The following is an 11,438-nucleotide window of genomic DNA, read 5'->3' as shown; positions in this document are numbered from 1 at the left end:
TCTTGCTCTCTTAACTGTATCCGCTGTTTAAATGCAGGTGGATGTAAACGCTCGGTTTCTATTTGCGCATCACCAATAAATATCCCTCGATTGGCAACATTTTCAAATCCGGCAGGAAGATCTATCAAATAACGGCCCACACAACGAGGCTGCATATTCGCTAACATTTCAGTTGTCACTTTTTTTTCCTTTTCAGTTAAAATCGGGCAATAAAATACCGGCATATGCCACCATAAGGTATAAATAACCGCTAAAGTCAGTAAGGTTGTTTTCCTATTCAATTTTCACCGCCTGCACCATCTTCACAATTGAGCGTAAGGTGAATAACCGGGCAACAGTCTCTTCCGTCCCGTTAGCCTCTTTATATGCACCTTCATGGTCGACTTCTGTTGCCAACAAGCTGCGTAAATACCTAGTTGTAATACGACCAGACTGCACCGGCACCGTCCCATCTCCCGGCTCTTTAGGTGGCGCCATTGTAAATGTAATATTTTTATATCCCCACGATGAAGACCCGGCAGAAAGATGAACAGTACGGGTTGAACCTAATTCCATATTAATAGGATCGTATAATGGCTGATCAAATGCCATACCGGAATAATCCCCCGGTCTGTCATAACGATTAGCACGGCTATAGGTATCATAATTTAGTTTATCCTCTTGCCATAAAATAACGCCATACGAGGGGTTTTTCTCACTAGCACCATAAAAGGCATAAGTATTCGGATGGTACTTATTGGTTAACTCTTCAATAAATGGTTTGACTGTGTTCTTTATCAACTCCCGATAACTATTCCAGCTTGCTTCATCTTTCCACTTCTCCTTTTTATCCGGGTTTAAAAGCCGGGTTTCACATAATCCCCACCAGCGATCCTTTTCCAAATAAATTTCTTCATACGGATCTGATTTCGGCAGTCTATGCGTCATTTTACCATCAGCGATACGTAACCAGCCTCTACCATACTCCTTTCCCGGCAGAAGCTGTAATGGGCCGGGAGACTGCGCCAGCACTGGCGTCATATCTTCACCATCGTAACCCACAACTAGGCTTGTCTTACCATCTTCACCGGTTTTCATTCTTTTATAGGTGGTCGGTGCCCCCGTAGCGGGCATCACCCCATGCACAATGCCTAAAATTTTATCTCTGCCATTCAGCAGTTCTGAATAATAACGAGCAACCAGCCCTCCCATTGAATGAGTGACTAAAATCACCTTTTTAGTTGCACACCGTTTACCATAGAAAGCTAAAACCTCATCCACATATTGTTTCAGCCTCTTGGCAGACTCCTCATTAGATTGCAGCCAGTTATAGCCCATCACATGAACCGGGTAGAGAAAATCATAACTATGGTCAACCTCGGCCTCGGTAAGCGGCTCTTCCCCCCACTCCGCATTCAGGTTCATATCAACCATACGTTGCCGAAGGGTTTTTTCATCCTTCCCTGCCAGACAGTACTCAAAGGCCAGACGCTCATCATCCAACACCGCTTGAAGCCAAGGGAGGAAAGTGCCATAGCTCATATGGGCTATCTCCCCCCAACCGCGCTGCTTGCAAGTCTGAAATTTATTCTTCTCAGTGTGATCAGGCGTAATATCCCCGGAATCATCAACTTCCGTTTTATTCGGGTCTAAAGTTTCTTTCCTGTAAGATGCTCCCCTGAACATCCATAATAAAACGTCAGAACTATATTTTGAATTTAATCGCCAGACTGACTTACCCCTCTCCCCCTCCCGTTTCGGTTTTAACTTTAAATTACTCCCCATCACCCCCGGCAGAAAAATCACCGGGATCACTTTAGTCGCGTATTTCAAACACGTCGCCACCAGATTTTCTTCAATTCTGGCATTCGGCACGTTGTAATAAGGGAGACCCAGTTCATCATATTCAGGATGAATAAAAATCTCATTTTCCTTCGGTTCACTCATCATTTACTCCTCATCTTTTATTTTCAATTGACTGATTTCCACCCCAACCTGCTTTTGCAAGGGGCTTTTTCCATTCTGTGCGGTTGATAATGCCTGTACGCCGCCATCTTCGGCATGGAGCTGCATATTCTGACGGGCTAACGGAGAAATCTTATAAGCCCGTACCGCTTTCGGCGTTACTGCGTAATTTGCTGTTTGCCATTGCTGTATGGACTGACTGACGCTCTGCCCGCCAAACTTCTGCCACGCTGTCGCTCGTTGGATAATGTGATTGGGCGCGCCACACTCCACCTGACCATTCCCTATTCGGATATAACCACCACCACTGACCAACAAAATCTCTTTTTTGGCGCTGATGATCACTTTTCCCTCATGGCTATTCACCGTGATATCTTTCAGCGCCGCCAGCCCCATCTCATCACCCTGCGCTTCAATCTCTACCCGGCCTTTGCCGGCAAACAGTTTTATGCCCAGTTTTTGGGCAAACAGGCTGATCCTGTCACCCGCCGCCACCGTGAATTTTTTCAACACGCTGAAATCGGTACTTTTCCCACTGGTGGCGATAATATTTTCCCCGGCCGCCAACTGGAGGCTTTTCGCCGTCGTCTGTGCAATTCCCTCCGGCGCGGACAGTAACAGTGCGGATTTTTTCAACTCGGCTAAGGTTTCACTTAATAGCGCTTTCTGTTGCTGCAAATCCGCCAGTTCCGCTTTAGCCATTTCAGCTGCGCCGCATAATGCCTCGGTTAAGATCTGCGCTTGTTGAAGTTGATTCAGCGCCGCCTCCATCGCCAGCACCTCGCCACCCGCACGAGCCTGTTTATCCGCACTGATAAACAGCCCTTTGCCGGCCCGAATCGCGCCCCAGTCGTCGGTTCGCAACTCAAAGCCTTCCCCCCGTTTATCCGGGTGTGGGCGCTGGCTATCGACCAGATGACCGAGATTTAACTGGCTTTTACCGCCGTATTCGGTACTCAGTTTGATATGTTCCCGGCCACGTTCGTCATCCATCCGCAGTTTGTTATTCGCCGGGGTGCGCAGAACATTGCGTTTGTAGTTGTAGAGATTGACATGATCCGGGTGCTCTGAATCGTGCAGGGCATGGGCGATATAGGGCCGGTCCGGGTCGCCCCCTTCAAAGGCGATCGCGACTTCGGTACCTTCCAGCAACGGCCAGTGAAAGCCATATTTCTCCCCCGCATACGGACGGGCCAGACGCACCCACAGGCTTTCGTTCCCTTGCGGCCATTTCTCCCGGTCAAAGTCAAATGACACCCGATACAAGCCGTTTTCGTCGATATCGCCATAGGTATCATTCACTTTCGTGCTGCTCACGCGTGCGGGTATCGTACCGGCCATCACCGGTTTCGGTATCCGTTCCGGGCGAAAGCACACGGTTTCGGAATAGGGAATGGCAGTGAACGCCATTTCAAAACTGCTGTCCCGACGGGCGCTACTCGTGATCTGGGTGATTATCGCCCCTTTGCGAAACGCTTCCGGGGCGTCACCCTTCACTTTCAATTCCTGCCCCGGCACCAGCGTGGCGGAGGTAGTCATCCCCCGCAAACGAATGCGTTGATTCAGGTAGCGCTCGTGATGCAGGCGGGCATAAAACACCCCACTTTCCGTCTCCGGTTGATAGGCGTAACGGTCGCCGGGTATCCGGTAGTCATCGCGGTAATGGTACGCTTCGCCATAGGTCGTTCGGTCGTCCCGCGCCACATCCGCCCCGGTGTTTAAGCCGGGATACGGCCGGGCATCGTGGTAGTCATAATTGCGGGTGGTAATTTTTCCCTCCACCACCTGATACGCGGTCTCCATGCCCCACACCACCGCGTCCTCCCCGCCGTGCATGCCTGACGGATTGCGGGCCGGCAGGTAGACGTTGAACTGGTAGTCACGCTGGTCGTCGTAAAACTCCACCACGTCGATCTTTAACCGGTCATCCGCGGTGACTTTGTACCAGATGCCCACTTCCGCCAGCAGGCGTTGTATAAAGCGCAGGTCATCTTCGCCATACTGCATCACCTGTTCCCGCCTCGGGTAGTTGTAGGCCAGACTGAACAGGAAGTCCTGCCCGCGAAAGCCATGCCGCTCCCGCAGGATTTTCTCCACAATCTCCGGCACCGACAGTTTTTGGTAGATGGCGTATTGATGGCTTCTCGCCATCAGCGCCAGCCGGGGCTCCAGCGTCACTTCATAACGGCTTTCGTCCCGCGAAGTAGAGAGCAGTTTGAAGCCGCTGATCACCCCGTAAACTGAGCGCAGCGGCGCCGAAGGTACAATCGGCATCCACCGTATCCCCGGATTGATTTCAGGCGAAGTCAGGGTAAATGCGGCGTTCTGCATCAGCATCTGGGCCGGTTCAATCCCTTTCTCCGCACTGGTGAATTCAATGGCATAGCGAAACGGCTGGCTTAAGGCTTCCTGCCCGGTAAAGGTCAGCACATCCAGCGGCGCTTTATTGCCCCGCACTTTTAACTTGTAGCGGCTGTGATCAAAGATGATCATCGGGGTTGGATTCGTCATATTTTCTTCCGATTATTCCTCAGTCATGCGGGCACGCTACCGCCCATAGCCGTATACCGAGGCCCATAAGGTTATGATTTATCTAGATTCGTATTTTTTTACAGCGGGGCCTCCCGCCCCCGCTATCACGCAAAAAATGAAAAAACCGCAGACGGATTAAACCGTCTGCCACGCTCGTTACGCCGTCGTGCGCTCATTCCACGCATCAGCGTGAATGATGTTGCCGTCTTTGTAGGTCCAGGTGATTTTTTCGTAGCGCAACTCAATGCGTTCCAGATGGTTGTGCTTCTCTTTGGCAGGGTCTTTGATGTCATGCATCAGCGGCGCCACTCTCACCACTTTCACGTTGTCCAGTTGGGTGATGAAGTACTCTTTCTCCTGACCTGCGTCATCAATGCTGTACCACTTGATTTCAGCGGATTTCAGGGTCTGGCCGGTGGTGACCGCTTTGTATAGATAGGGACTTGATGCATCCACCTCTTTGGTGAATACCAGCGGAGCGTGTACACGAGTCCCCGTCAGTTTGCCGGTATTGTTGTCCGTCGGGATATGCAACATATGTTCCAACGCCACAATTTCGATACTCCCTTTCCGGCCCTGCACATCGACAGAACCCTTGATGTCAGCACCGCCGTCATCTTTCAGCCATAAATAAGCGGGAATCGCCATAATGATTACTCCTAGTTGTTACTTGAGTGATGTCGCCTGTAACGGCGACGTTGTTGATAAGGTGTCCGGTACCTTCTGCGGTCGCGCACAGGCGGCTACACGCGGTATCAGACGAATTTCAACCCTGCGGTTGGCGGCTCGCCCCGCAGCGGTTGTGTTAGTCGCGATCGGACTCGTTGCTCCCTTGCCTTGTACAGTGAAGCAAGCCAGCGGTATGTCGCTGGTTTGTAATATCCAATCGCGGACTGCTTCGGCGCGTGCCAGTGACAGCGCCTGATTTTTCGTGGCATCGCCGGTGGAATCAGTGTGGCCGGTGATGAGGATCATCCAGCCCGGTTTGGCGCGGATGTTCATTAGTGCGTTGACTAATACTTTGGTTGAATCCGCTTTCAGTTTCGCCTGTCCCACATCAAACAGCGCCAGACTGTTAAGGCTGATCGTCTGTGGTTCCACTGGCGTTACCGGCGTTTTCTCCCTCTGTTTAGCGTGGTAACCGGCAAGAGCCGCATGCAATGGCGGACGTAATCGTTCCCCTTGATACAGCCCCAATCCCAAACGCCACGGCACGCCGTCCCGGTAATACTGCTCAAGCCGATCAGCGTCGCTCCTCAGTACTGCCTCCGCCTGTGCCTTGCGGCTGTCATCCGTCACAGCAATGGACTGATAATGCAGCAGGTCGCTCTCCACCTGACGCAATAACTGTCGGTTATGCCAAGCCGAGCAACCTAGCGCTGTTATGCCCGCCAGCAGAAACAGCCCCAGCGCTATCCCCACGGCCCGTTGAACCGGTGTTCGTACCGCACCGGCGGGCAGCAGGCGCAATACACTGTCCGGAAACGGCAATATCACGGCAGCATCACCGGTAGCCGATGTGCCTATCGGGTCGCGCGCCCTGTTCAGCGCCGTTTTGGTTTGTAGCCACTGTTGCCAGACATGGCCGGGTGACCAATACGGTAATGCCGGTACAAACTTCAATACCATCGCCAGCGGCGGACAAGGAGATAAGCCATCTTCCGGGGTCAGGCAGACGGGCAGTACATGCGCCTTCATCCAATCAGCCCAGCCAGTCAACTCAACCCCACGCTGAAAACGCGCCATCTGTTCTGCCAACGCGCCCTGTGCCAACCAATCCGCGAGTGGTTGAAACGAGGCGCCTTCGCGCCAGGCCGTCACGGTGGTCCGTCCTGATTGCCACTCAAACCACGGTGAATCATCAGGTTGTCGGGATGGCCCGGCTAAGTAGCCCGCTAACAGTAAAGGCAGCGAGACAGCGTGTTGTTGACGCACCTGGGATAGCTGCCAGCGTAGTTCTCGCACCCAACCTGCCAACACGGCGGCGTCACGGTATTGTTGCGGGTTGATCACCGCCATCACGCTTAACTGGCCGCCCCAAGAGGGCCGGGCAGCCAGTAAGCTTGTCACCCCGTCAGACAGCGAAGTCCCTGACGGTAAGCACAACCAGTAGCCTTGCGGCGTCTGACGCAACAGTTCATTACCAAACAGGCTGTCCTGGATGTCGCTATATACCAACACGACCGGCAAGCGATCACTTTCAGGCGGCAGCGCCGCTGACAGGCTGTTAAGACACTCTCGCCGTTGAGAACGCCCGCGATACAACAGCCCCGCCAGCGCGCAGAGCAGGATAATGACTGCACCCACCCATCGGCCCACCGGCGATAGGGGCAACCAGACCAGACAAAGCAGCAACGCCAGCCCGGCTCCCCATCCCCATAACACCCGTCGCAACATGACGCTCATCTCGCCAACCCCGGAAATAGCGTTGCCAGATAGAGACCTAATCCCCACCAGACACCGAGCAACACGATGACCATGCCGGAGATCGCCGCGGTTAGTCGGCCGACTATGGCGCCTAGCCTGAGACGGTCCGGCGACACATTGGTTAACGCCGGTGATTGTTGAGCCGTGCCGAAAGGTACGACCTGTTGACGTAAACGAGTTACCAGTTGTTCACGTATCAATGCGGTATCTTCCTGACACTTTCCCTGGAATCCCAACAACAACACACGGTGAAAACAGGTCAGTACTGCCCGATCAGGGGCCGGTTCATCCAGTACAGTACGCATCCGTTCATACAACTGGTGACCGGCCTCGGCGGTATCAAAGAAATGCTCCTGCAATGATGTTGCCCGCCAGGCGGCATATCCTTGTTCCGGCGCCCGTTCCAGTACGGTTTCATCCAACAAGGCGCAATGGGCGTAGCTGATATGATTAATCGCGGATTCACTGACATCCGCATCACGCAGCGCTCGCCGGGTCTGTTCTATCTCGCGGGTGCAGTGCTGCCACACCACATCCGCCTGTTCCACCGATGCGCCCTGACAAAGCTCTGCCACCAACAGGTAGCTGTTCTGTAACAGGGCATCGATATCCGGTGGCGATGTTTTAGTTAACAAAGGTGATTTATTCATGTCCTCAATACCGCAAACAGTTCAAGCTGAATTTCGCCCAGTACTCCGGGCACGTAGAAGGCACAGCTCCCCGCCTCTAGCATGGCTTTGCCCGCCGGGTGGGCGAGATCAAGGGCAAAGTACTGGTTCTCCAGCCGCAACGGGACTGCGGCCGGGACATGGCTAAGCGCGACTAAGGGGATTCCGGTTAATGACCGGCTAATCATCCGGTCAACCTCGTCCGGCGCACCGGCTTTACATAACAGCGGGAAACGGGTGTGCAACTGGTGCGCCGGTATGGAAGAGCGGACAGAAAGGTAAAAATCCGCCGCTTCACATAAGCGGGTATCATGGAGAGTGGCTACCCACTGCTGCTCCGATGGTTTCTTCAACTCAATCGTCACCATCCGCGACGGCAAGCTGATCTCCAGCAATTGACTCAGCAAGTCAAATAGCGGCGGGAATACCGCCGTCAAATTATCGTGCTGATAGCGCGGGATCACGCCGGCGTCATGGTCCAGTGAAAAAGTCAACAGACTGCCCGCCAGTCTTACCGCTTCACGGTAGAACAGCTCTGGATGCGCTTCTGGGTGAGCCTTAAAATCACTCAATATCGGTTCATAACTGTTAAGCGCGTTAAGCAGCCAGAACAACGACACATCCGCCACCGCAAAATCCGCCATCCGCTCATTACTTTCTCGGCGCATTGCCATCAATCGAGCCTGTTTAGCTCGTAATTGCGTCAACAACAGATCGAGCCGAGCTATCGAACCGGCATGCGCGCTAAGACGCAGTAATGGCGGTATAAATTGCTCATCAAAGGTCCATTTTCCCTGAGCATCACGCAACAGACGAGCCACCGGGCAGGTGAGGTACTGGCCGTTCTCCATGCTGTCAAAACGCAGCGATATCGCATAACGGGCAACCGCCATCGATTCAACGCGATCACTGAATTCATCCTGTACCGGCACCCACTCCTGCTGGTAACGCACTGGACGATCGGCGCGTTCATCTGGTTTAAGGCAGTTACCGCCATTGGCGTAAGTGTGCGGCAATGCCAGTAAGACCGTGACCTGCTGTGCGTCTGTCGGCAAAACGGCAGCCAATTCCAGCACCGGCGGTAAGCGATCCGCCCGATCAGTGTCAATCAGCGATCCATCAGCAAAACGCACACACAGGCGATCCGCTTTCAACTGTCCTAACGCTAAAGTGTCTTGATCAAACACTGCGGTCAGCACGCCCCAAGGGTGCGCCAGTCCCAGACGAGCAATCGACTCATGAGCATACGCCTCCCAACGAGCCTGCTGCTGAAACTGTTGGGGAGACAAGATGGTTCCTGTCACCCATAGCGGGCGCTCAATTTTCATGATGTTCCCCTCTTGTTAACCTTTAGCTTTCGGCATTTGAGAAACCAGAGAGAGGTTGACATCGAGCCCTTCTACCTGAAAATGCGGCACTGCATACAACTTGACCCGGAAGAAACCGGGGTTGTCGTCAATATCTTCAACAGTGATGTGCGCTTCACGCAGCGGGTGAGAAGCCTGCAAATCATCGGAAGGATCGGTCATCTCGGTTACCAAGGTGTTGATCCAGTTGTTCAGTTCAATTTCAAGCAGACGTCGATCTTTCGTGGTGCCGATGTTTTCCCGCTGGATCAGTTTCAAATAATGGGAAATACGTGACAGTAGGAAGATATAGGGCAGACGCGCATTGATACGGCTGTTAGCCGTCGCTTCATCGGTGTCATACAACGCCGGTTTTTGCGCTGAGTTAGCAGAAAAGAAGCAGGCATAATCCCGATTTTTGTAGTAAGAGAGCGGAATGAAGCCCAGATTGGCGAATTCAAATTCGCGGGTTTCTGGAATCATCACTTCTGACGGAATTTTGACCTGATTACCGGTTCCCAAATCGTAGAGATGGATCGGCAAATCAGTCACCGCTCCCCCTGCTTTCGGGCCGCGGATCTGGACACACCAGCCATTACTGACAAAGCTTTTGATCATGTTCGCGCCAAAAGCAAAGGCGGCGTTGGTCCATAAATATTTATCGTGATCCGGGCCGGCGACCTCTTCAACATAGTTAAAAGTCCGCACCGGTACGGTGTCTGGGCCATAGGGCAAACGCCCTAACACGCGGGGTAAAGTCAAACCGATATAACGAGCATCGTCACTCTCGCGGAATGCTTGCCACTTGATGTATTCGGCGCGGTCAAAGTAGTTACCGATATCTTTAATCGCGGCCACTTCATCCATCGTTTGTTTGCCAAAAAAAGCCGGGCCAGCAGCGGCAATGAATGGCATATGCGCCGCCGCCGAGACTTTGGCGATATTACGCAACAGCGCAATATCCTGCGTGCCGGCATCAAATTCATAATCGGCAATCACCGATCCGATAGGCTCACCGCCCGGCGTATCGTATTCTTGAATGTAAGTGTGGTGATAGAAACCGCTTTGAACAATTTCCGGCGCATCGTCAAAATCTTGCCGTAAATCGTCTTTGGTAACATCCAGCACTTCAATCCTGACGTTCTGACGAAAATCAGTACGATCAACCAAGAATTTCAGGCCGCGCCAGGCAGATTCCACCTGTTGAAACTCAGGATGGTGCATGACCGCATCCAATTGACGGCTGATTTGTTCGTCCAACTCGCGGATATGGTTATCCAATAATGCTTTATCCAGCCGTTTAACTTTTTGCGCTGAGGTTTTCAGCACAGAGAGAAAAACGCTGACAGCCGCCGTGACTCGCTCGTCCGCCGTCACATCAGCCAGCGCATCGCTGCTCTGAAAGCGTTCAATATCGCTTAGCTGCTCCACCGGCTGTAAATTAATTTTCTTAAATAACGATTGATAAACACTGTCTTCGGCGTGAGTCGTCGTTACTGCCGCAGCAGCAGTTTGTTCTGGTACAGTCATTAATCCTGTCTCCTGATGTATACCCGTTATCTTTCAAGTTGCCTCTTTGTTGGCTGCGCTCACTCACCCCGGTCACATAGTTCTCTATGCTCCCGGGGATTCGCTCCCTTGCCGTCGCGATGCACCTTGAAATCCATAGGGTATAAATACCGTAATAATCAAATAGTTTTTGGCGCCAGTGCGGCCAATTCAGCCCGTAGCTCATCGCTTAACGCTTGATCCTGGAGGATATGTTCCAGCTCCCGGCGAAAGGTGGCGTTGTCAAGCAGGTTGGATCTCAGATCGCGCAATAGATGGCGCATCGAAAGCAGGGCCCGCAGTTGCGGGATTTGGCGAGCGATTTGTTCAGGCTCGAAGTCTTTTATTTGCCGAAAAACAAGGGCGATATTCTCCTCGCTGCCATCTCCGGCCAAGGTATTTTCAACCGTCAAGTTAATCGCGGGGCTGAATTCAGCCAGTACGCTATCAAAGTTATTTTTGTTGATAGCCACCTTTGTTCTTTCCCCGAGAGGGCGGTGTTCCTGCCCGTTGCTGTAATCTCCCATTACCAATAATTTCAGCGGCAGCTCCACTTTTTTCTGCGCGCCTCCTGTATGCAAATCTAATTTGATATTAATACGCGATTTAGGGATCTCGTTTTGAAAACTATGTGTCATAAGTGACTCCTCAACAACAAAATAGAATGAGCGGCATGATGTTCATGCCACAACGCATTTCAGAAACAAAAACCGGATTCAGATATTTCAAAGCAGGCACTAACCAAGCGGAAAATAAGAGAAAACCGACAACAACCACCGCAATAGATAAATGAATTTATCAGGTGGGATATTTTCTGGACAAGGGGATTTTCTAAACAGCTTTATATAAAATCAAGTCATTTTTTATCGTAAAGCATTTTTTGTTTCATCTCCAGCAGATATAAAACATCTTAGCCAAGAGATTAGAAAAACAATATATCAACGAAATCTAAACGAAATTGAATTTATTTTCA

The 11,438-nt window shown here is 51.9% G+C and carries 8 protein-coding genes and 1 pseudogene; all 9 read right to left on the bottom strand.

Going from position 1 to position 11,438, the window contains the following annotated elements:
• Window positions 1–281: pseudogene (locus V2H77_RS05755) on the bottom strand (T6SS immunity protein Tli4 family protein); the annotation flags it as partial.
• The gene (locus V2H77_RS05750) at window positions 274–1,929 is read right to left on the bottom strand and encodes an esterase/lipase family protein (RefSeq protein ID WP_341498051.1); all 1,656 of its coding nucleotides are present in this window, start codon (window positions 1,927–1,929) and stop codon (window positions 274–276) included. The pseudogene V2H77_RS05755 and the gene V2H77_RS05750, both read right to left, overlap by 8 nt.
• Window positions 1,930–4,455 (bottom strand): type VI secretion system Vgr family protein, encoded by a 2,526-nt coding sequence (locus tag V2H77_RS05745; protein ID WP_341498050.1) that lies wholly within the window; start codon window positions 4,453–4,455, stop codon window positions 1,930–1,932.
• A gap of 177 nt (window positions 4,456–4,632) precedes the next feature.
• Entirely contained in the window at window positions 4,633–5,124 is a 492-nt protein-coding gene (locus tag V2H77_RS05740; protein WP_341498049.1) for an Hcp family type VI secretion system effector, read from the bottom strand.
• A gap of 18 nt (window positions 5,125–5,142) precedes the next feature.
• A complete protein-coding gene (locus V2H77_RS05735) occupies window positions 5,143–6,882 on the bottom strand; it encodes an OmpA family protein (protein ID WP_341498048.1) in 1,740 nt (579 codons plus the stop codon).
• Window positions 6,879–7,553 carry a type VI secretion system protein TssL, short form gene (tssL, locus tag V2H77_RS05730; RefSeq protein ID WP_341498047.1) on the bottom strand — a complete coding sequence of 225 codons (675 nt, stop codon included), beginning with the start codon at window positions 7,551–7,553 and terminating at the stop codon, window positions 6,879–6,881. Before tssL ends, V2H77_RS05735 begins: the two co-directional genes overlap by 4 nt.
• A complete protein-coding gene (tssK, locus tag V2H77_RS05725) occupies window positions 7,550–8,899 on the bottom strand; it encodes a type VI secretion system baseplate subunit TssK (RefSeq protein WP_341498046.1) in 1,350 nt (449 codons plus the stop codon). The genes tssL and tssK overlap by 4 nt, the downstream gene beginning before the upstream one ends.
• A gap of 15 nt (window positions 8,900–8,914) precedes the next feature.
• A complete protein-coding gene (gene tssC, locus V2H77_RS05720) occupies window positions 8,915–10,447 on the bottom strand; it encodes a type VI secretion system contractile sheath large subunit (protein WP_341498045.1) in 1,533 nt (510 codons plus the stop codon).
• Window positions 10,448–10,605: 158 nt separating this feature from the next.
• Window positions 10,606–11,103 (bottom strand): type VI secretion system contractile sheath small subunit, encoded by a 498-nt coding sequence (gene tssB / locus V2H77_RS05715; RefSeq protein ID WP_341498044.1) that lies wholly within the window; start codon window positions 11,101–11,103, stop codon window positions 10,606–10,608.
• Between the last annotated feature and the right edge of the window lie 335 nt (window positions 11,104–11,438).

Source organism: Photorhabdus sp. P32 (genome assembly GCF_038085095.1).
In the GTDB taxonomy this organism is placed as follows: domain Bacteria; phylum Pseudomonadota; class Gammaproteobacteria; order Enterobacterales; family Enterobacteriaceae; genus Photorhabdus; species Photorhabdus luminescens.
This window is presented reverse-complemented; position numbering and strand designations above follow the sequence as displayed.

What these genes read in the sequence shown, in the direction of transcription:
- V2H77_RS05750 (WP_341498051.1), bottom strand. Translation starts at nt 1,929, where the DNA reads ATGATGAGTGAACCGAAGGAAAATGAGATTTTTATTCATCCTGAATAT.
- V2H77_RS05745 (WP_341498050.1), bottom strand. Translation starts at nt 4,455, where the DNA reads ATGACGAATCCAACCCCGATGATCATCTTTGATCACAGCCGCTACAAG.
- V2H77_RS05740 (WP_341498049.1), bottom strand. Translation starts at nt 5,124, where the DNA reads ATGGCGATTCCCGCTTATTTATGGCTGAAAGATGACGGCGGTGCTGAC.
- V2H77_RS05735 (WP_341498048.1), bottom strand. Translation starts at nt 6,882, where the DNA reads ATGAGCGTCATGTTGCGACGGGTGTTATGGGGATGGGGAGCCGGGCTG.
- tssL (WP_341498047.1), bottom strand. Translation starts at nt 7,553, where the DNA reads ATGAATAAATCACCTTTGTTAACTAAAACATCGCCACCGGATATCGAT.
- tssK (WP_341498046.1), bottom strand. Translation starts at nt 8,899, where the DNA reads ATGAAAATTGAGCGCCCGCTATGGGTGACAGGAACCATCTTGTCTCCC.
- tssC (WP_341498045.1), bottom strand. Translation starts at nt 10,447, where the DNA reads ATGACTGTACCAGAACAAACTGCTGCTGCGGCAGTAACGACGACTCAC.
- tssB (WP_341498044.1), bottom strand. Translation starts at nt 11,103, where the DNA reads ATGACACATAGTTTTCAAAACGAGATCCCTAAATCGCGTATTAATATC.